Source organism: Mesorhizobium album (assembly GCF_033977205.1).
Classification (GTDB): domain Bacteria; phylum Pseudomonadota; class Alphaproteobacteria; order Rhizobiales; family Rhizobiaceae; genus Mesorhizobium; species Mesorhizobium album.
The window spans coordinates 135,226-155,591 of record NZ_JAVIIW010000013.1; the positions used below are offsets into that span (position 1 = coordinate 135,226).

Here is a 20,366-nt window from a genome sequence, read left to right on the forward strand (position 1 = left end):
CGGCAGCCGGCGCGGCATCGTGCCGGCGCCGAGGAGGTCTGGCGCACGATCCACATCCCGTGAGCTTGACGGTGTTCGATCGACGGCTGGTCGGCTATGATCGCTTGTCATTCGAATCGAGGCGGAGCAGATGCGCCAATATCTCGACCTGTTGAAGCACGTGCTGGAAAACGGCGTCGATCGCGGCGACCGTACCGGCACAGGCACGCGCTCGGTGTTCGGCTACCAGATGCGCTTCGACCTTTCGCGCGGCTTCCCGGTCACCACCACAAAGAAGCTGCATCTGAAGTCGATCATCCACGAGCTTCTGTGGTTCCTGGCCGGCGACACCAACATCAAGTATCTCAACGACAACGGCGTCACCATCTGGGACGAATGGGCCGATGAGAATGGCGATCTCGGCCCCGTCTATGGCAAGCAGTGGCGCTCGTGGCCGGACGGACATGGCGGTGAAATCGACCAGATCGCCGGTCTTCTCAAGGAGATACGCAAGAATCCCAATTCCCGCCGGCTGATCGTCTCGGCCTGGAACCCGGCCGAGGTGGAGGCGATGGCATTGCCGCCCTGCCACTGCCTGTTCCAGTTCTACGTCTCGGAAGGCCGGCTCTCCTGTCATCTCTACCAGCGCTCGGCCGACATTTTCCTCGGCGTGCCGTTCAACATCGCTTCCTACGCTTTGCTGACCATGATGGTGACACAGGTCACCGGGCTGAAGCCCGGCGACTTCGTCCACACGCTCGGCGACGCGCATCTCTATTCGAACCATTTCGAGCAGGCGCGCGAGCAGATGCAGCGCACGCCGAAGCCGCTGCCGACGATGTGGATCAATCCGGATGTGAAGGATCTTTTCGCCTTCCGCTTCGAGGATTTCCGCCTCGAGAACTATTTTGCGGATGCCAACATCAAGGCGCCGATCGCGGTATAGGGTCAAGTCCGGGCCGCCAGCGCACTCAAGTGGTCAGTCGATCCCGACGATGACGTCGGACGCCTTGATCACCGCATAGGCCTGCTTGCCTTTTTCGAGTTGGAGGTCGGCGACCGCTTCATTGGTGATCGAAGCGGTGACGATGATGCCGCCGCCGATGTCTATCCTGACATGCGAGATGGTCGCTCCCTTGATGATCTCGGTGACCTTGCCCTCGAGGATGTTGCGGGCGCTGATCTTCATGTGCCTCTCCCTGGCCTTCGCTGTATCGAACAGGCTTTATCGTAGGCTGGGAAGAGCGTGCCGCACAATGGCACTGAAGGTAAAAAGCCTTTCCTTGTTATGTTCATATGGATATATCGACTCAGGGCTTTGGCCGCACGATTTCAAACAGGGAGAGGTTTCATGACGGGCAACGGTTTTGGATTGAAGGCGATCGCCATCGGCGGATTGACGGCGGCGTTGATGGCGGCCGTGCCGGCGGCTCATGCCGACGACAAGGTGGTCGTGTTCGCCGCGGCAAGCCTCAAGGACGCGCTCGATGCGGTCAACAAGGCCTGCGAGCCGGAGGTCGGCGAGGCCGCCACCATTTCCTACGCGGCAAGCTCGGCGCTGGCCAAGCAGATCGAAGGCGGCGCGCCGGCCGATGTCTTCGTCTCGGCGGACCTCGACTGGATGAAGTATCTTTCCGACAAGAAGCTGATCAAGCCGGATACCGAAGTGAAGCTGCTCGGCAACCAGATCGTGCTGGTGGCGCCGAAGGATTCCAAGGTCGAAGCCAAGATCGAAAAGGGTTTCGATCTCGCCAAGCTCATCGGCGACGGCAGGCTCGCAATTGGTGATGTCAAGGCGGTGCCGGCCGGCAAATACGGCAAGGCGGCGCTGGAATCGCTGGGCGTCTGGCCCTCGGTCGAAGGCAAGGTCGCGCAGGCCGAAAATGTGCGCGCGGCGCTGAAGCTGGTGTCGACGGGCGAGGCCACGCTCGGCATCGTCTACGCCACCGACGCGTATGCCGAAAAGGGCGTGAAGGTCGTCGGCACCTTCCCCGAGGATTCGCATCCGCCGATCGTCTACCCGATTGCCCAGACGGCGGATTCGAAGGACAAGGATACGGCTGCCTTCCTGAAGTGCGTCGAGTCGGCCAAGGCGGCGGACCTGTTCAAGGAGCAAGGCTTCACGGTGCTCGCCCCGAGCAACTGAGAAGGACTTCGCAAGCGCAATATGAATTGGCTGCTGGACCTGACGCCCGACGAATGGAATGCGGTCCGGCTGTCCATCAAGGTGGCGACGGTGGCGATGCTCGCCAGCCTGCCGCCGGGCATATTGATTGCGCTCCTGCTCGCGCGAGGGCGCTTCTGGGGCAAGACGCTGCTCAACGGGCTGGTGCATCTGCCGCTGATCCTGCCGCCGGTGGTGACTGGCTACCTGCTCTTGCTCACCTTCGGCCGGCGCGGGCCGGCCGGCGCGTTTCTCGCCGAGCATTTCGGCATTGTCTTTTCCTTTCGCTGGACGGGCGCGGCACTTGCCTGCGGCGTGATGGGCTTTCCGCTGATGGTGCGGGCGATCCGGCTGTCGATCGAGGCGGTCGACCGCAAGATGGAGGCGGCGGCCGGCACGCTCGGCGCCAACCCACTCTGGATTTTCGCCACCATCACGCTGCCGCTGATCCTGCCCGGGCTGATTGCCGGCGCGATCCTGTCATTCGCCAAGGCGATGGGCGAGTTCGGCGCCACGATCACCTTCGTCTCCAACATCCCCAACGAGACTCAGACGCTACCCTCGGCGATCTACACCTTCACGCAGGTGCCGGGTGGCGATGCCGGGGCGCTGCGGCTGACGCTGATCTCGGTCGTCATCTCGATGGTCGCGCTGGTGGCCTCCGAAGTTCTTGCGCGGCGGGTCGGCCGGCGGATGGACATCGAATGACGCTTTCGGTCGACATCAGCCATCGCCTCGGCGATTTCGAGATCGAAGCGAATTTCGAGAGCGCCGGCCGCCTAATCGCGCTGTTCGGACCGTCCGGCTCCGGCAAGTCGACGCTGATCAACCTGATCGCCGGGCTGATCCGGCCGCAAAAAGGTCGCATCGCGGTTGACGGGCGCGTGCTGGTCGACACCGCAGCGGACATCTTCGTGCCGATGCACAAGCGGCGGATCGGCATGGTGTTCCAGGACGCGCGGCTTTTCCCGCATATGAGCGTCGCCGGCAATCTGCGCTACGGCCGCTGGTTCACGCCGTCTGCAGAGCGCTATGCCAACGTGGATGCGGTGGTCGATCTTCTCGGCATCAGCCATCTGCTCGACCGGCGGCCGGTAAAACTGTCGGGCGGCGAAAAGCAGCGCGTGGCGATCGGCCGTGCTCTGCTTGCCAGCCCGAAGCTGCTCCTCATGGACGAACCGCTCGCCTCGCTCGACGAGGCGCGCAAAGCCGAGATCCTGCCTTATATCGAGCGGCTGCGCGACGAGACGAAGATCCCGATCGTCTATGTCAGCCATTCCATTGCCGAGGTTGCACGCCTGGCAAGCGACGTGGTGGTTCTTTCGCGAGGCACTGTCGCGGCCTTCGGTCAGACCGAGGCGATCATGCAGCGGCTCGACCTTTTGCCGGCGGAGGAGCGGGGCGAGGGCGGCGCGGTGCTCGACACCAGGGTGCTGCGCCACGACGAGGCTTTCGGCATGACCGTGCTCGGCTCGCCGGCCGGCGAGATTCGCGTGCCGCAACTGGCACGGCCGGTCGGAACTCCGGTGCGGCTCCGCATCCGCGCTCGCGACGTCATGATCGCGACCGAGCAGCCGGCGGGCCTCAGCGCGCTCAACATTTTGGCGGGAACGATCGCCGCGGTCAGGCCGGGCGTCGGGCCGACGGTGGAGATCGCCATCGATTGCAACGGCGCAACCGTGCTTGCGCGCATCACCGAACAGTCGAAACAAAGCTTGCGCCTCGCGCTCGGCCGCAAGGTCTTCGCGGTGATCAAGACGGTGAGCTTCGACAGCGCCACGACAGGCCCTGGGCTGCCGGCCGAGGCTGATGGTTGACGAAAGTGCAGCATCGCTATGTTGGTTTGGAATAGCGATATGGCGGCAGAGGGGGTAATCTCGACATGATCGCGGAGGACAAGAGATGCCATCGCTGAGCTTGCGGATAAACCTCGACCCCGACGGGCGGATTGGGCCGGGCAAGATCGAGCTTCTGGAGCAGATCGCAGCCTTCGGCTCGATTTCGGCCGCCGCGCGCGGCATGGAAATGTCCTATAAGCATGCCTGGGACCTCGTCGAGGATATGAACCGGGTCTTCGGCAAGCCGCTGGTGTCGGCGCAGACCGGCGGCAAGAAGGGCGGCGGCGCGCAATTGACTCCGGTGGGCCTCGCCGTCGTCAGCCGCTTCAGGGCTATCGAGCGCGCAGCCGCTTCGGCGGCCGCAGTGCACATGCAGGCATTGCAGGCGGAGATCGATGCGGAGTAGGGATTAGGTAGTAGGGACTAGGCAGTAGGATGTGATGTCCTAGAGTTGCTCGACACGCACGAAATCAACGACTGCCGATCGCCCTTCTGCCTAACCCCCTGGCTTCCTCAGCAGATAGGTGTCCATGATCCAGCCCTTTTTCAGCCGGGCCTCCTCACGGACCTTCTCGATCTCGGCGCCGACATCGCCGAGGCGGCCGGAGACGATGATTTCGTCCGGCGTGCCGAGATAGGCGCCCCACTGGATGAAGACATCCTTGTCGGCCAGCGTGTTGAAGGCGCATTTGCCGTCGAGCATCACCACCGTTGAGCCGGCATTCGCTGGCAGGCCTTCCTCAGTGAGGCGGCGGCCGGTGGTGACCAGGATCGAATCGCCGATGCGGTTGAGCGCTGTTGCATGCGATGCGGCGAGCGCCTGGATCGCGGTGATGCCGGGGATGACCTCGAGCTCGAAAGCGACATTGCCCCTCAGACGCACGCGTTCGAGTATGCGCAGCGCGCTGTCATACACCGAGGGGTCGCCCCAGATCAGGAAGGCGCCGCAGCCGTCTTCGGCAAGCTCGTCGCGGATCAGCCCCTCATAGATCTCGGCGATCGCCTCATGCCAGTCGTCGACGGTCACGCGATAGGACGATGTCGGTTCGGCACGGACCGGCACGTCGAATTCGACGCGACGCGACTTCGGGTTGGTGACGAAGCGGTCGCAGATCTGCCGGCGGAGTTCCGCAAGGTCGCTCTTCCTGGCGCCTTTGTCGGGAATGAACAGCACGTCGGCTCGGTTCAGGCCGTTGATTGCCTGGACCGTCATGTGTTCGGGATTGCCGGCGCCGATGCCGATGATGAGAAGCTTGCGCATGCGCGTTCTCCTGCCCGATCGGACGGCCGGTGTCCAGATAGGCTTGGCATAGGTGCGTGCCGGCGCAGGGCTTTGAAACGCCGCATTGAAATGGCCAGAGCGGCGCGTCGTTTGGAAGAAACGCCGAACTGCTCTAGCTATTTGTTTTGCGCAATTTGGGACGGAAAACCGCTACACACTTTTCCTGGAATTGCTCTAGATGGAAGCGCACATCCGGATGGTTCCGGTATTGCCGTCGAGAGGGGGATCCATGTTCCGCACTGTCCTGACCGCAGCTCTGGCATTCTTGGCCGCGCCGGCCTTCGCCAACGATTCCGTCGCCGAGCTTGGCACCGGCGGGCTGATCCTGTCGCGCAGCGATGCGGTTGCCATGGAAAGCGAGGATCTCTTCATCTCGCCGGAAAAGGTGACGGTCGACTACGTCTTCCGCAACAACACCGACAAGGACGTCGACGCCATCGTCGCCTTCCCGATGCCGGATATCGAGGGCGATCCGAACGAGATGCCGGCGATCCCGGAAGCGCAGAGCGACAATTTCCTCGGCTTCGAGGTGACGATCGACGGCGCTAACGCGAAGCCGCAACTCGAGCAAAAGGCGTTTGCCCTGGGCATCGACATCACCGCAGACCTGAAGGCGCAGAATGTGCCGCTTTATCCGTTCGGCGATACCGCCAAGGCGGCGCTGGCAAAGCTGCCCAAGAACGTTGCCGAGGATTGGGAAAATCGCGGCATCATCATCGAGGACACCGCCGATGACGGCTCGGGCATGCAAACCGTCTACGCGCCATTCTGGCAGTTGCGTTCGACCTATTGGTGGCGCTCGACCTTCCCGGCCAACAAGCAAGTCCACGTATCGCACCGCTACAAGCCGAGCGTCGGCGGCACCTCTTCGGTCAGCTTCTATTATGACGGCAAATTCCAGGGGCAGTACGACACCTACAAGACCCGCTATTGCATGGACGGCGCCTTCGAGAACGCGGTGCGCAAGGCGGCCAAGGAAAATCCCGACGGTTATCCGAAATATTTCGAAAGCCGCATCGCCTATATCCTGACCACCGGGGGCAACTGGGCGTCCGGCAGTATCGGCAATTTCAAGCTGACGATCGACAAGGGCAAGGCCAAAAACCTGGTTTCCTTCTGCGGCGACAATGTCCGCAAGGTCGGTCCGACCACCTTCGAAATGACCGCGAAGGATTTTTATCCCGAGCACGACATCGACATCCTGCTGCTCGAGCCGTCGGACAATGGCGGGAATGGCGGCTGATGGATATCGCGATCTATGTAGCCATCGCCGAGAACGGGGTGATCGGGCGCGAAGGCGGGCTGCCATGGCGGCTTTCCAGCGATCTCAAGCGCTTCAAGGCCGATACGATGGGCAAGCCGATCATCATGGGTCGCAAGACCTATGAAGGCATCGGCCGGCCGCTGCCCGGCAGGCTCAACATCGTGGTGACGCGGGACAAGGCCTGGCGTGCCGAGGGCATCGAGGTCGCGCACTCGCTCGACGAAGCGATCGCTCTGGCCAAGGTGCGCGGCCGCTGCATGGCCGGCGCCGAGGAGGTCTGCGTGGTCGGCGGCGGCGAGATCTATGCCCAGGCCTTGCCGCTTGCCGACCGTCTGCATGTCACGCATGTGCTGGCCGCGGTCGACGGCGATGCGCATTTCCCGCCGATCGATCCGGCTCTCTGGCGGATCGTCCGTTCCGAAGATTTTCCGGCAGGCGAGAAGGACAGCCACGCGACGCGCTACACCGTCTACGAACGTCGTCACGATAGGTATTAGAGACGACAAAGGGTCGCTAACGGCTCAAATCGGCCGTTGCCGATTGCAGATCGCGTTGAAAGCGCCTCACAGCGTCCCTATAGAAGAACGACATGAGGATTGCGCCGTAAGGCCCGAGGGAACCGAAGCGAAAGGACATTCATGCCCTGGAACGACAAGAGCGGTGGCGGCGGCCCTTGGGGCGGCGGCGGCAACCAGGGACCCTGGGGGCAGGGGCCAAGAGGGCCAAGCGGACCGCAGGGTTCGCCTCCCGACCTCGAAGACATAATCCGTCGCGGCCAGGATAGGCTGCGGCGCGCTCTTCCTGGAGGCGGCGGCGCCAGTCCGGCCGTCCTCGGGCTTATTGCGCTCGCGCTCGTCGTGCTTTGGGCCTTCAAGGCGATCTACACCGTGCAGCCTGACGAGGTTGCCGTCGAACTGCGCTTCGGCAAGCCGAAGGAAGAGCTTTCGCAACCCGGCCTGCATTTCCATTGGTGGCCGATCGAAACGGTCGAGACGGCCAAGATCTCCGAACAACTGGTCAGCATCGGCAGTGGCGGATCGAGCAGCAACAGCGCCGGGTTGATGCTCTCCGGCGACCAGAACATCGTCAACGTGCAGTTTTCGGTCGCCTACCAGGTCTCCGACCCCAGGGCCTACCTGTTCGATGTCTCCGATCCCGACGGCATGCTGGCGCAGGTGGCCGAAAGCGCGATGCGCGAAGTCGTCGGCCGGCGCCCGGCGCAGGACATCTTCCGCGACGATCGCCAGGGCATCGCTGCTTCGGTGCGTGAAATCGTCCAAACGACGCTCGACGGCTACAAGACCGGCCTGCAGGTCAATGCGATTTCGATCGAAGACGCTGCACCGCCGCGCGAGGTGGCCGATGCCTTCGACGAGGTTCAGCGCGCCGAGCAGGACGAGGACAAGTTCGTCGAGCAGGCCAACCAGTATTCCAACCAGAAGCTCGGCCAGGCGCGTGGCCAGGCGGCGCAGATCCGCGAGGACGCGGCCGCCTACAAGAACCGCGTCATGCAGGAGGCCGAAGGCGAGGCGCAGCGTTTCATCTCCGTCTACAACGAATACGCCAAGGCGCCCGACGTGACGCGCAAGCGGCTTTATCTGGAAACCATGGAGCGGATCCTGAAGGACTCGAACAAGGTCGTCGTCGAGCAGGGCAACGGACAGGGCGTGCTTCCCTATCTGCCATTGCCGGCACTGCAGCCGAAGGCGCCGCCGGCGCCGGCGTTCGGAGGTAACCAGTGATGGCCAACCGTCTTCCCATCGTTGCCGTCATTGCGGCCGTCCTTCTGTTCCTGCTCTATTCGTCGGTCTTCGTGGTCAATGCGGGCCAGCAGGCGATCGTGCTGAGATTCGGCGAGATCATCGACGTCAAGAACGAGCCGGGCATCTACTTCAAGGCGCCCTTCGCCTTCTTTGACGCCGACAGCGTTCAGATGATCGAGAAGAGGGTGATGCGCTTCGACCTCGACAATATCCGCGTCCAGGTCTCCGGCGGCAAGTTCTATGAGGTCGACGCCTTCATCGCCTACCGCATCTCGGATCCGCGCACCTTCCGCGCCGCGGTGTCGGGGCAGGTGGAACTCGCCGAGGCCCGCCTGAGGACGCGTCTCGATGCGGCGCTGCGCCGCGTCTACGGCCTGCGCGACTTCGAGGCAGCGCTCTCCGAGCAGCGCGCCGTCATGATGCGCGAGGTGCGCGACCAATTGCGCCCGGATGCAACGTCGCTCGGTCTCGACATCGATGATGTGCGCATCCGCCGGACGGATTTGACGGCGGAAGTCTCGCAGCAGACCTACGACCGCATGAAGGCCGAACGCCTGGCGGAAGCCGAGCGGCTGAGGGCGCGCGGCAACGAGGCGGCGCAGCGCATCAGGGCCAGGGCCGACCGCGAGGTCGTCGAGATCGTCGCCGAGGCGCAGAAGGAATCGGAAATCCTGCGCGGCGAAGGCGAGGCGCAACGCAGCGCGACCTTTGCGGATGCCTACAAGCGCGATCCGGCCTTCTTCGATTTCTACCGCTCGATGAATGCCTATGGCACTGCGCTGGACAACACCGGCACAACCATGGTGCTGTCGCCGCAGTCGGAATTCTTCCGCTACTTCCGCGATCCGGAGAGCAAGCCTGTGCCTGGGCAACCGCCGGCATCCCAACCTGGAACAGGGCAACCGGCGCCGGCTGCGCCGGCACCGCAATCCAGTACCACCCAGTAGCGGACGGTGCGGGACCTTTTCGCGGCAATCGGTCTGGTCCTCGTCATCGAGGGCCTGGTCTATGGCGGGTTTCCGGCTCTGGCCCGGAAACTCGCGGCAGAGGTGCTGTCGATGCCGGAGAATATGCTGCGGTTCGGCGGGCTGGCCGCGATCGCCATTGGTGTCGGCATCATCTGGCTGGTTCGAGGCTGATGAAATTTCCTTGGTGCCGCAGCAATTGACGATTTATCTTCCGCAGATAGCTATAGCCGCAAACGCGCCTTATTTCTTGCCAACATGAATTGGACAGGCGCCTTTGCGGAAGCGCTTTTCCTTTTGTGAAACACCAGGAGGCCACGATGATATCCGACACACTGTTGCGCGCGGCGCGGCGCACGCTTTTCGCCGGCGCTACCGCATTCGTCGTCGGCATCCTTGCCGTCCCGTCTTTCGTAACGCCCACGATCGCTTCCGACGGGCCTCCTTCCGTCGCCGATCTCGCCGAGCGCCTGCTTGGCGCGGTGGTCAACATCTCGACCTCGCAGACGGTGAAAGGCACGGAAGGCCCGGGCGCTGTGCCGATGCCGCAACTCCCTGAAGGCTCGCCCTTCCAGGACTTCTTCGACGATTTCTTCAAGAACCGTAACGGCGACAAGGGCGGCGGCGGGCAGAAGGTGCAGTCGTTGGGCTCAGGCTTCGTCATCGACGCCGAGCAGGGCATCGTGGTGACCAACAACCATGTCATCGCCGATGCCGACGACATCGAGGTCAATTTCTCAGATGGCGCGACGCTGAAGGCGACGCTTATCGGCACCGACACCAAGACCGACGTCGCGGTGCTGAAGGTCGATCCGAAGGGCCACAAACTGACGGCCGTGAAGTTCGGCGATTCCACCAGGATGCGCGTCGGCGACTGGGTGATGGCGATCGGCAACCCGTTCGGCCTCGGCGGCACGGTGACGGTCGGCATCGTCTCGGCGCGCAACCGCGACATCAATTCCGGCCCCTATGACGATTTCATCCAGACCGACGCCGCCATCAACCGCGGCAATTCGGGCGGGCCGCTGTTCAACGCCAATGGCGAGGTCATCGGAATCAACACCGCCATCATCTCGCCGTCGGGCGGCTCGATCGGCATCGGCTTCTCGATCCCCTCGCAGCTTGCGGCGGGCGTGGTCGACCAGCTTCGCCAATTCGGCGAGACGCGGCGCGGCTGGCTCGGCGTGCGCATTCAGCCGGTGACGGACGACATTGCCGAAAGCCTCGGCATGGCGACCGCCAAGGGCGCGCTGGTGGCCGGTGTCATCAAGGGCGGGCCGGTCGACAACGGTACGGTTCAGGCCGGCGACGTCATCATCAAATTCGACGGCAAGGACATCCACGAGATGCGCGACCTGCCGCGCGTCGTCGCCGAAAGTCCCGTCGGCAAGGCGGTCGATGTCGTGATCGTGCGCAAGGGCGTCGAGCAGACTGTCAAGGTGACGCTCGGCCGGCTCGAGGACGGAGAGAAGCTGGCTAAAGGTGAAAACGGCAATACCGATCAGGGCAATGGTGACAAGGCGCCTCCGGTATCCGCAGCTTCGGTGCTCGGCATGACGGTCGGCGAGCTCAACGACCAGACGCGACAGAAGTTCGGCATCGCGGCCGATGTGTCGGGCGTGGTCATCACCGACGTCGCCAAGGATTCCGCCGCCGCCGAGCGCGGCATCCAGCCCGGCGAGGTGATCACCGAGATCGCGCAGGAATCGGTCGGGACGCCGAAGGATGTCATGGACCGGATCGGCGCGCTGAAGCAGCAAGGCCGCAAGAACGCGCTGCTGATGCTGGCGTCGAAGACCGGCGAACTGCGGTTTGTGACGATCCGGATGGACTGAGTCCAAAAACTAGGCAACCAATTGGGTTGCAATGAAAAGGGCGGCTAGCGAGCCGCCCTATGTCGCGCCTGCCAGTCCTCGCGCGACAGCCTGTGGAGGACATGGCGCTTGAGATGTGGATGGCTGTCCGGAACAGCCGGATGGTCGAAGCCGGCGCCCGGATCGGCGCGCATGCCGAGCCGTTTCATGACGGCGATGGAGCGGTGGTTTTCAGCGACGGCAAAGGAGACGATTTCGTCCAGCCCAAGCGTTTCGAAACCATAGGCGAGCCAGGCTTTCGCCGCCTCGGTGACATAGCCCTTGCCCCAGAATTCCGGCGCCAGCCGCCAGCCGATCTCGATCGTGCCGCCAGGCAAGACGTCCAAATCCTCTGTTCCGGTAATGCCGACAAAGCCGATGCACTCGCCCGTGGCGGCGATCTCGGCTGCGGCGAAGCCGTGGCCATCTTCATCGATCCTGGCGCGAAGCTCGTCCATCTTGGCGTCCGCCGCTGCGCGATCGCGGCGGAAGGGAAAGAACTCCATCACGCGCTCGTCGGAGTTGATGCGATGGAAGAGCGCGCGGTCACGCTCTTCCCAGTTGCGCAGGATGAGGCGCTCGGTACGCATCGGCTTCACGGCACGAAGTCCTCGCTCCGGTAGCCCTGGAGATAGAGCAGCGCGGTGAGATCGCTGTGATCGATGCGGATCCTTGCCTGCTCCGCCACCGCCGGCTTGGCGTGGAGGGCGACGCCGGTGCCGGCGAGCCGGATCATGTCGAGGTCGTTGGCGCCGTCGCCCACGGCAACCGCATCCTCGGTCGTCAGGCCAAGTCTGGCCGTGATGTCGAGCAGCGCCTCGGCCTTGGCGGCACGGCCGAGGATCGGCTCGGCCACCGTGCCGGTAAATTTGCCGCCGTCCTCGATCAGCCGGTTGGCGCGATTTTCCTGGAAACCCAGCATTGCGGCGATGCGGCTGGTGAAGACGTCGAAGCCGCCGGAGATCAGCGCCGTCCAGGCGCCGTTGGCGCGCATGGTCTGCACCAGCGCGCGGCCGCCGGCGGCCAGCGTCAGCCGGTTGGCGATGATGCGGTCGACCACCGCCGTGTCGAGCCCCCGAAGCAACGCGACGCGCTCGCGCAAGGCGGGCTCGAATGCGATCTCACCATTCATCGACCGAGCGGTGATCGCAGCGACGTGCTCTTTGACGCCGATCTCGTCGGCAAGCTCGTCGATGCATTCCTGGTTGATCATCGTCGAATCCATATCGGCAAGCAGGATCTTCTTCCTTCTGCCTTCAGCGGGCTGGACGATGATGTCGATCGGCTCGGAGGCCAATGCCGCGCGAAGATTGGCCGTCAATTCGCCGATGTCGGGCGTCTCCGGCAAAACCAGATCGCAGGCGACGCCTTCAGCCAGCCAATGAACGGCGCTTGCGCCGGCCGCCTTCAAGGCCATATTCGCAAGCGGGACCGACACTGCGCGGTTTTCAGGACGGGATACAAGCGTGGCGATCAGCGGCATCGAAAATTCCGGCAGGCAGACGGGCAAAGGCCGCGTCAAGGACGCGATCCTGATAGCGGGGCCGACCGCCAGCGGCAAGTCGGCGCTGGCGCTCGATATCGCCGAGCGCAAGGGTGGCGTCATCGTCAACACCGATTCCATGCAAGGCTATTCGGTGCTCAACGTGCTGACGGCGCGCCCAAGCGCCGCCGAAACGGCCCGTGTTCCGCATTACCTCTACGGCCATGTCCATCCTTCGACAGCCTACTCCACCGGCGCCTGGCTGCGCGACGTCACCGGGCTTATCGCGGAAGGTGCTTTGTCGGGGCGGCCGGCCGTCTTCGTCGGCGGTACGGGGCTCTATTTCCGCGCGCTTGCCGAAGGCATCTCGGATATGCCCGACATTCCGCCGTCGGTGCGTGAGCGCTGGCGCTATGCGCTCAAGGAACAGGGTGCTGAACGGCTGCACCGCATTCTGATGCGTGAGGATTCGGCCGCTGCCAGGCAGCTCAGGCCGACCGACAGCCAGCGCGTCGTGCGGGCGCTCGAGGTGCTCGACGCGTCCGGCCGGTCGATCCTCGAATGGCAAGCGGCGCGCGGCCAGCCGCTTATCGATCGCGACAGCGCACTCTTCCTGGTGATCGAGCCGGATCGCGGCGAGCTGGTTGCGCGCATCGACGCACGGTTTGACCAGATGCTCGACAAGGGCGCGCTCGACGAGGTCAGACAGTTGATGGCGCTCGGCCTCGATCCGGACCTGCCGGCGATGAAGGCGATCGGGGTGCGTGAGCTGCAGGCCGCGCTGGCCGGACAAGTGAGCTTTGCCGAGGCGATCGAGCGCGCCAAGATCGCGACGCGCCAATATGCCAAGCGTCAGACGACCTGGTTCAGGCATCAGCTCGGTGCCGACTGGCGGAGGCTCCGCCCAGGCGACGGGCCCGCAATTACAATCTGATCATATCCGGTTTCAATCAGGAACTTAGAGCGGTCGATGCGCCTTCTCGTTCAGGTTGTCCCGGGTTAACCGTCCGTAAGGCCGCGCATGCCATAACGGCAAGGGGTTGCAGTCCCGCGGGGAATCGATGCGTTTCCATAAGGCGGAATCCGCTTTTTTTGTCTTTATTTTCGTGATCCTGGCCGCCGGCTTGGTGACCTTCCACGCCTATGGCCAATTGCAGGATATCGCGACCGATCTCGACACCGCGTCGCGGCTCGAAAGGATCATCTATCTCAACAAACTGCTGTTCGCGACCGGCGCGCTGCTGGCCGCCGCACTGTTCTTCGGAACCTTCTTCATCTACCCGCTAATCCGCGGCCAGGTGAGGGAAGAGGGCAAGCTGCGCGCCATGACGGTTTCGCTGAGCGCCCGTTCGCAGACGCTCGAGCAGGCGGCCCTCACCGATGGCCTGACCGGCATGCAGAACCGCCGCTATTTCGATGATGCGTTGCGCGAATATCTCGATGAGTTCCGCCGCATCGACAAGCCGGTGGGGCTGATGATCCTCGACCTCGATCATTTCAAGCAGGTCAACGACACGCATGGCCATGATGTCGGCGACGAGGTGCTGAGAGCCGTCGCATCGTGCCTGAGAGGCATGACGCGCTATCACGACGTGGTGGCGCGGCTGGGCGGCGAGGAGTTTGCGGTTGTCACGCCCAACATGGACGCGGAGCTGCTCGCCCGCTTCGCCGAGCGCATCCGCAAGGCCGTCGCCAATATGTCGATCCTGTCGGGCAATGTGCGGCTCAAGGTCACCACCAGCGTCGGCCTTGCCGTCTGGGACCGCAAGGAGAGCGCGGAGGATTTCTATCGCCGCGCCGACCGCCAGCTCTATGAGGCGAAGAAGCAGGGCCGCAACCGCGTCTGCGCCTAAAATCCCATCACTGAATTCGTGATGCCGGCCGTATGCCGCCGTTTTCTGCGCTTCCGGTGCTCGCGTACGGGAAAGTACGCTCCGATCCGGTTCTCGCAAACGGCACCAGCCGACTCGGCCTGACGGATTCCCTGACGGGATTTACCCACTTTGGGCGACAAGCACAGAGACAGTCTTGCCGTGAAAGCGCAGCCTCAATCGTTCTGCTGACGCATGCCGAAGGTCGACGGCCTCAGGCCGTAGCGCATGTCGAAATCGTCGTCCGGCTGGACGCGTGGGGCCGCTGGCTTGCGGTAGTCGGGATCGCCGGCCTGGCGGCTGGTGTCGACCGTCTCGGCGAAGGCTATCGACTGCTGCGGTTTCGGGACGTTGCGCAGCCGCTCGACGATGCCAGCGAGGTCGACATCGTCGCCTGCTTCCGCGGGCAAGGTCTGCTCGCGCTTCGCCGTTCCCGGGATGAATTCCCGGGACAGCTTCTCGAATTTGAGCCGCATGGTGGTCGCCACACCTTCACCGAAGGCGATGGCCTCGCGCTGGCCCATCGAAGACAGGAAGGCCAATGTCGAGGCCGAGGAATCGGCGATCGCCGAGCGGATGATCGCCTGGTCCTGCTCGTTGGCGAGCCGCATGGCGAAGAAGGTCGAGCATTGCGACAGGATGGTCGGATCGAGCTCGCCGGGACGCTGGGTGACGACGCCGAGGTAACAGCCATATTTGCGGCCTTCCTTGGCGATACGCGACAAGGCATGCCGGGTCGGCGCGAAGCCGAGGCGCGGATCGGCGGGCATGTAGCGGTGCGCCTCCTCGCAGAGCAGGAGCAGCCGCAGCCGGCCCTCGCTCCACAGCGCAAGGTCGAAAGCAAGGCGCGCCAGCACCGAGCAGACGGAATTGACAACCTCGGACGGCATGCCCGCCATCTCGAAGCAGGTCACCGGGCGGCCGTGGTTCGGCACGCGGAAGATGTTGCCGATCGTCTCGTGGATGGTGTCCTCGATCAGCCGCGAATTGAACATGAAGCGGTAGCGCGGATCGGAAGCGGCCGATTCGATGCGTGTTCTCAGCGACTTCAGCGTCGGGCGGTCGTTCTTGCTTTCAAGCAAGCCCATGCGCTCGTCGATCTGCTTGAGGAGGTCGGCGATGCGGTAGGGCACCGGCGTGTCCGCCGTCAGGGCATCGCTGCCGCGCCTGACGTAGGAGCCGGAACTCGGATTGCGGTAGAGGTTCTTGGCCGCCGGGATAAGGTCGCGCAGGACGTCCACTTCCTCCGCAACGGTCTCACGCCCGCGAAACAGAACCTCGGCGAATTCTTCCAGCCTGAACATCCAGAACGGCAGGTCGAGCGTCTTGGAATCGACCTTCACGCAATATTCCGGAAGCGAGGCGGCAAACTCGTTGTGCGGGTCGAGGATCAGCACGCGCAGGTCCGGCCGCGCCTGGATCGACTTGCGCAGAAGCAGCGAGACAGCCGTGGATTTGCCGACGCCCGTCGTGCCGACGATGGCGAAATGGCGCGCCAGCGTATCGTCGATGGCGATGTTGGCGTCGATCGCCTCGTCCTGCGACAGCGTGCCGATGGTGATCGAGTGGCGGCCGGCGAGATCGTAGACGGCCTGCAGGTCGCGGCTGCGGATACGGTGGGCAATGGCGCCGATATGCGGATAGGTGGTGATGCCGCGGTCGAAGACCGGCTTGGCGCCAGGCTCGGTCCCGTCGCGCACCTCGCCGATCAGCTCGATGCTGACCTCGATGGGGTTCTGGCCTTCGTTGCTCCAGGCGCGGTCCGACTTGCCGATCGCGTAAACAAGGCCAACGGTGCGCGTCGAGCCAAGGTTGATGGAAATCATCTTGCCGACGGTCCACAGACCGGTGACCGTGCCTTCGGCATCCTCGGCATAGGCGCTGATGGTGGCGCGCGCGCCGTCGCACTGGACGACATTGCCCAGAATGCGCTTATCGCCTTGTTGGGCGTTGCGGCGCTCCTGCGATGTCGGTTCCCCAACGGAGGCTTCGCGTTCAACAAACATCGGTGACCTGTCCCATTCCTCGAACGTCGAACCTAGCCAATCGGGGTTAAGGTCGCGTGAGGTGGGAGGGTGTAGGCCCCGTTAAGCCGGTCGCGAAAATTCGAGCGAACAGCCCCTTTCGTCGTGGCCAAATTTCGATATATTGGACAAATGGCTGATATATCGAAAGACATTACATCCACCATCGGCAGACGGATACGATCCGAACGGGATTTGCGAGGATGGTCGCTGGCAGAGCTCGCCGAGCGGTCGAATGTTTCCAAGGCGATGCTGAGCGCCATGGAGCGCGGCATGACAAGCCCGACTGCGGCGCTCCTGGTGCGCATAGCGTCGGCTTTCGGCATGACGCTCTCGACGCTGATTGCCCGAGCCGAAATGCAGGGCGGAGGTCTCTCCCGCAAGGACGAGCAGCCGGTCTGGCAGGATCCGGCGACCGGCTATGTCAGGCGGCATCTGTCACCGGCCTCGCAAATGCCGCTCGAGCTGATAAGGGTCAGCCTGCCGGCGGGCGCGAAGGTGAGCTTCCCGGCCGCATCCTATGCCTTCATCAAGCAGCAGATCTGGCTGATCGGCGGCCGCCTCGACTTCACCGAAGGCGATGTCGTGCACAGGCTCGAACCCGGCGACTGCCTGGCACTCGGCGCCCCGTCGGATTGCACATTTCATGCGCCTGGGCCGGAAGCCGCCGACTATCTGGTGGCGCTGGTCAGGGGTTGATCGCATGGCGAGCCGGCTGAGACGCTCGCACAATGGCGGGCCGCCGCTCGACGATTACGAGGGCCCGCCCTGGGGCAAGGGCGACGCTTACATCTTCCTCACCTGGCGCGCCGCCCATGACAAGGCCTGGAAGGCGCCGAGCCAGACCGTCATGCTGATGCGGCTGGAAAGGGCCGAGCGGCTTGGCCTTACCTACGAGGAATACACGCTCGAGATCCTGGAGCGCGGGCGGCACCTCAGCGAATACGACGCCGAGCGCATCGCGGAAATCCGCCGGGCGCGGCGCCGCCGACGGACCAGTCATTTCGAATGAGCGCGACACGAGCTCTCGATTGCGCGGAGAAGACCGATATGGATTTGCTTGAAATCAGGACGTTGAGCGACGACGCGAAAACCAGCGGGATGCTTGCCGATCTGCTTATCGAGACGGTTGCCGCTGGCGGATCGGTGAGCTTCATGCATCCGTTGTCGCCCGATGCGGCTCGGGAGTTCTGGCGTAAATCGTTCGTCGCCGCGGCGCGGGGGGAGAGAGCGGTGCTCGGCGCATGGAACGGCGAGACGCTTGTCGGCTCTGTCACGCTGCTTCTCGATTGCCCGCCCAACCAGCCGCACCGTGCCGAAATCGCGAAAATGATGACCCGCCCCGACCATCGCGGCAAAGGCATTGCGACCCGCCTGATGCGGGCCGCCGAGGAACTGGCCGTCGAGAAGGGACGCACCTTGCTCGTGCTGGACACAGCCAGCGAGGAGGGGGCTGCCGGCCTCTACGAGAAGCTCGGCTTCACGCTGACCGGCGAGATCCCGGACTATGCGCTGAAGCCGCATGGCGGGCTTACCGGCACGCTCGTCTACTGGAAGCGGATTGGGCGAGATCGATAGCCCGTAAGTTGCGCCAATATGAGACCTGTGCCTGACGGGCAGGGCGAGGGCCTAAGGGGCATGATAGATGGAAGCCCGTAGCCGGGCTTCCATCCTGTTGCAAAGCGTCTGGCTTCAAGCCTTGTGGTAGACCTGCTGCAGCCCGTAAACAGGCGTCGGCAAACCGACCTGCCTGGCCTTCAGCTGTAGCGACAGATATTGCGAATAGTGGCGCGACTGGTGGAGGTTGCCGCCGTGGAACCACAGCGCCTCCTGCTGCGTCGGCTTCCACATGTTGCGCTGCTCGCCCTCCCACGGGCCGGGATCCTTGGTGGTGTTGGAGCCGAGTCCCCAGACCTTGCCGACCTTGTCGGCCACTTCCTGTGAGATGAGGTCTGCAGCCCATCCGTTCATCGAGCCGTAGCCTGTGGCATAGATCACCAGATCGGCCGGCAATTCGGCGCCGTCGACGAATTTGACGCCGGTTTCGGTGAGTTCCTGCACCGCCGCGCCTGGCCCGCTCTTCAGCTTGATCGAGCCATCGATGACGAGGTCGCATGCGCCGACGTCGATGTAATAGCCCGAGCCGCGGCGCAAATACTTCATGAACAGGCCGGAGCCGTCATCACCCCAGTCGAGCATGAAGCCGGCCTTTTTCAGATCCTCGTAGAACTTGGCGTCGCGCTCCTTCATCTGCTCGTAGAGCGGAATCTGGAATTCATGCAGGATGCGATAGGGCAGGGAGGCGAAGATCATGTCGGCTTTACGCGTCGTCATGCCGCTCTCCACCGCCTGCTCCGAATAGAGGGCGCCGAGACCGATATCCATCAGCGTATCGGACTTGACGATGTGGGTGGACGAGCGCTGCACCATTGTCACGTCCGCGCCTGCTTCCCACAGCGCCGCGCAGATGTCGTGCGCGGAGTTGTTGGAGCCGATTACCACGACTTTCTTGCCGACATATTTGTCCGGACCGGGGTGGGTCGAGGAATGCTGCTGCTCGCCCTTGAAGATGTCCTGGCCCTTGTATTTCGGCCAGTTCGCCTTACCGGACATGCCTGTCGCCAGCACCAGCTGCTTCGGCTTCAGCAGGATCTCTTTGCCGTCGCGTTCGACGACGACTGTCCATTCCTTGGCCTTATCGTCGTATTTCGCGGACTTCGCGGTGGTGGAGGACCAGTAGTTCAGCTCCATCACCCTGGTGTACATCTCCAGCCAGTCGCCGATCTTGTCCTTCGGCGCAAAGACCGGCCAGTTCTTCGGAAAGTCGATATAGGGCAGGTGGTCATACCAGACCGGGTCGTGCAGGCAGAGCGACTTGTAGCGCTTGCGCCAGGAATCGCCTGGACGCTCGTTCTCCTCGACGATGACGGTCGGCACGCCGAGCTGTTTCAGCCGTGCGCCAAGAGCAATTCCGCCCTGGCCGCCGCCGATGACGACGACATAGGGCTGCCGGCTGTGGCCGAGTTCGGCGATCTCGTCGTCGCGCTCCTCTCGCCATGTCTTGCGGCCCTTGCCGTGGCCGTGCTTGGCGCCGAGCGGGCGAGTGAAGCCAGCCTTCTCCTCATGGCCGTTCAGCTCGGCAATGGTGGTGAGCAGCGTCCAGATCAGGTCGCCCTTGAAACGCACAAGGCCAAAGCCGCGCGCCACGCCGGTCTCGAACGTGATCCAGGCGGTGGTGATGCCGCCGTCCTCAGTCGCTCCCTCGCCTTTGGCCACCGTCCAGCCGGTCGGCTTGGTGTTGGCGAGCGTCGCCTGCAGCATGTCGCGGATCTGGTCGCGGCCCTCCATCGTTTTCAGGTTCCAGGTGAACGTGACGAGGTCGCGCCAGTAGCAGTCTTCCTGGAAGCAATTGACGGCGGTATCGATGTCGCCCGCTTCCAGCGCCTTGCCGAACTTGTCGAGCAGCGCCTGCGCCTTGGTGGTGGGTGTTCTCTCGAGCATTTGTTCTCCTCCACTTGCTTGAGTCCTGGCATGAACAGCAAGCGGCGTGCCAGCCACAGCGTCCAATGAGGATTGCATTGGAATCAATCGGTTAGGGCGCCTTTCCGTCGTCCTGCCTGTTGCGGCGGTGTTGCGTGCGCTATGGCGCGCCACAGCCGCTGCAACGCAAGAACGGTTCACCATTTCACGGAAACGGTGAACCGCTCTATCTCTTTGTGTAGACGCAATTCCGGACGGAAAACCGTTTCACACTTTTCCTGGAATTGCTCTAGACGTTATGACCGTGGTCTGAGCGGCGGCCCGCCCTTAGTCTTTGCAGCTGTTAAGCAAACGGGGGTTGCTTCGGGGAGTGCCCGAGCCGAGCCCCAAGCGAAGAAAG

At 63.4% G+C, this 20,366-nt stretch carries 22 protein-coding genes; 16 read left to right on the top strand and 6 right to left on the bottom strand.

What is annotated here, in order from left to right; genetic code table 11:
- Positions 1-130: 130 nt before the first annotated feature.
- A complete protein-coding gene (locus RFN28_RS13670) occupies positions 131-925 on the top strand; it encodes a thymidylate synthase (RefSeq protein WP_320287854.1) in 795 nt (264 codons plus the stop codon).
- 33 nt (positions 926-958) lie between these two features.
- On the opposite strand, the gene RFN28_RS13675 is transcribed toward RFN28_RS13670, so the two are convergent.
- On the bottom strand, positions 959-1,168 hold the full coding sequence (locus RFN28_RS13675) for a TOBE domain-containing protein (protein WP_320287855.1): 210 nt from the start codon (positions 1,166-1,168) through the stop codon (positions 959-961).
- 162 nt (positions 1,169-1,330) lie between these two features.
- Between RFN28_RS13675 and modA the strand changes: the two genes are divergently transcribed.
- From modA to RFN28_RS13695, 4 genes are all read left to right on the top strand, one after another.
- Positions 1,331-2,125, top strand: a complete 795-nt coding sequence (modA, locus tag RFN28_RS13680) for a molybdate ABC transporter substrate-binding protein (protein WP_320287856.1) — start codon at positions 1,331-1,333, stop codon at positions 2,123-2,125.
- A 21-nt stretch (positions 2,126-2,146) separates the two neighbouring features.
- Positions 2,147-2,851 carry a molybdate ABC transporter permease subunit gene (gene modB / locus RFN28_RS13685; protein WP_320287857.1) on the top strand — a complete coding sequence of 235 codons (705 nt, stop codon included), beginning with the start codon at positions 2,147-2,149 and terminating at the stop codon, positions 2,849-2,851.
- On the top strand, positions 2,848-3,960 hold the full coding sequence (gene modC / locus RFN28_RS13690) for a molybdenum ABC transporter ATP-binding protein (protein ID WP_320287858.1): 1,113 nt from the start codon (positions 2,848-2,850) through the stop codon (positions 3,958-3,960). Before modB ends, modC begins: the two co-directional genes overlap by 4 nt.
- An 85-nt stretch (positions 3,961-4,045) precedes the next feature.
- Complete coding sequence (locus RFN28_RS13695; protein ID WP_320287859.1) at positions 4,046-4,387, top strand: winged helix-turn-helix domain-containing protein; 342 nt, start codon at positions 4,046-4,048, stop codon at positions 4,385-4,387.
- A gap of 90 nt (positions 4,388-4,477) precedes the next feature.
- Here the strand turns inward: RFN28_RS13695 and cobF are convergent, their stop codons facing one another.
- Complete coding sequence (gene cobF / locus RFN28_RS13700; RefSeq protein WP_320287860.1) at positions 4,478-5,242, bottom strand: precorrin-6A synthase (deacetylating); 765 nt, start codon at positions 5,240-5,242, stop codon at positions 4,478-4,480.
- 250 nt (positions 5,243-5,492) lie between these two features.
- Between cobF and RFN28_RS13705 the strand changes: the two genes are divergently transcribed.
- The 6 genes from RFN28_RS13705 to RFN28_RS13730 all read left to right on the top strand — a co-directional run bounded on the left by RFN28_RS13705 (position 5,493) and on the right by RFN28_RS13730 (position 11,090).
- Positions 5,493-6,506: a DUF4424 domain-containing protein gene (locus tag RFN28_RS13705; RefSeq protein ID WP_320287861.1), complete on the top strand. Its 1,014-nt coding sequence runs from the start codon at positions 5,493-5,495 to the stop codon at positions 6,504-6,506.
- Entirely contained in the window at positions 6,506-7,024 is a 519-nt protein-coding gene (locus RFN28_RS13710) for a dihydrofolate reductase (RefSeq protein WP_320287862.1), read from the top strand. Before RFN28_RS13705 ends, RFN28_RS13710 begins: the two co-directional genes overlap by 1 nt.
- 141 nt (positions 7,025-7,165) lie before the next feature.
- On the top strand, positions 7,166-8,269 hold the full coding sequence (gene hflK, locus RFN28_RS13715; protein WP_320287863.1) for an FtsH protease activity modulator HflK: 1,104 nt from the start codon (positions 7,166-7,168) through the stop codon (positions 8,267-8,269).
- Entirely contained in the window at positions 8,269-9,237 is a 969-nt protein-coding gene (hflC, locus tag RFN28_RS13720) for a protease modulator HflC (RefSeq protein WP_320287864.1), read from the top strand. The genes hflK and hflC overlap by 1 nt, the downstream gene beginning before the upstream one ends.
- A gap of 6 nt (positions 9,238-9,243) precedes the next feature.
- On the top strand, positions 9,244-9,429 hold the full coding sequence (locus RFN28_RS13725; protein WP_320287865.1) for a DUF2065 domain-containing protein: 186 nt from the start codon (positions 9,244-9,246) through the stop codon (positions 9,427-9,429).
- Positions 9,430-9,575: 146 nt separating this feature from the next.
- A complete protein-coding gene (locus RFN28_RS13730; RefSeq protein WP_320287866.1) occupies positions 9,576-11,090 on the top strand; it encodes a DegQ family serine endoprotease in 1,515 nt (504 codons plus the stop codon).
- Between the two features lie 44 nt (positions 11,091-11,134).
- On the opposite strand, the gene RFN28_RS13735 is transcribed toward RFN28_RS13730, so the two are convergent.
- Complete coding sequence (locus tag RFN28_RS13735; RefSeq protein WP_320287867.1) at positions 11,135-11,707, bottom strand: GNAT family N-acetyltransferase; 573 nt, start codon at positions 11,705-11,707, stop codon at positions 11,135-11,137.
- Complete coding sequence (gene serB / locus RFN28_RS13740; protein ID WP_320287868.1) at positions 11,704-12,591, bottom strand: phosphoserine phosphatase SerB; 888 nt, start codon at positions 12,589-12,591, stop codon at positions 11,704-11,706. Before serB ends, RFN28_RS13735 begins: the two co-directional genes overlap by 4 nt.
- Between serB and miaA the strand changes: the two genes are divergently transcribed.
- Entirely contained in the window at positions 12,581-13,525 is a 945-nt protein-coding gene (gene miaA, locus RFN28_RS13745; protein ID WP_320287880.1) for a tRNA (adenosine(37)-N6)-dimethylallyltransferase MiaA, read from the top strand. The two genes, serB and miaA, sit on opposite strands and share 11 nt — an antisense overlap.
- Before the next feature lie 127 nt (positions 13,526-13,652).
- Positions 13,653-14,444 carry a GGDEF domain-containing protein gene (locus RFN28_RS13750; RefSeq protein ID WP_320287869.1) on the top strand — a complete coding sequence of 264 codons (792 nt, stop codon included), beginning with the start codon at positions 13,653-13,655 and terminating at the stop codon, positions 14,442-14,444.
- 194 nt (positions 14,445-14,638) lie between these two features.
- Here the strand turns inward: RFN28_RS13750 and RFN28_RS13755 are convergent, their stop codons facing one another.
- Complete coding sequence (locus RFN28_RS13755; RefSeq protein WP_320287870.1) at positions 14,639-16,468, bottom strand: ATP-binding protein; 1,830 nt, start codon at positions 16,466-16,468, stop codon at positions 14,639-14,641.
- Between the two features lie 150 nt (positions 16,469-16,618).
- On the opposite strand from RFN28_RS13755, the gene RFN28_RS13760 reads away from it, so the two are divergent.
- Genes RFN28_RS13760 through RFN28_RS13770 form a run of 3 tightly spaced genes read left to right on the top strand, consistent with a single transcriptional unit; the run spans position 16,619 to position 18,064 of the window.
- Positions 16,619-17,185 carry a helix-turn-helix domain-containing protein gene (locus RFN28_RS13760; RefSeq protein ID WP_320287871.1) on the top strand — a complete coding sequence of 189 codons (567 nt, stop codon included), beginning with the start codon at positions 16,619-16,621 and terminating at the stop codon, positions 17,183-17,185.
- 4 nt (positions 17,186-17,189) lie between these two features.
- Complete coding sequence (locus RFN28_RS13765) at positions 17,190-17,498, top strand: hypothetical protein (RefSeq protein WP_320287872.1); 309 nt, start codon at positions 17,190-17,192, stop codon at positions 17,496-17,498.
- Between the two features lie 38 nt (positions 17,499-17,536).
- A complete protein-coding gene (locus RFN28_RS13770; RefSeq protein WP_320287873.1) occupies positions 17,537-18,064 on the top strand; it encodes a GNAT family N-acetyltransferase in 528 nt (175 codons plus the stop codon).
- A 114-nt stretch (positions 18,065-18,178) separates the two neighbouring features.
- On the opposite strand, the gene RFN28_RS13775 is transcribed toward RFN28_RS13770, so the two are convergent.
- Positions 18,179-19,987, bottom strand: a complete 1,809-nt coding sequence (locus tag RFN28_RS13775; RefSeq protein ID WP_320287874.1) for an NAD(P)-binding domain-containing protein — start codon at positions 19,985-19,987, stop codon at positions 18,179-18,181.
- Between the last annotated feature and the right edge of the window lie 379 nt (positions 19,988-20,366).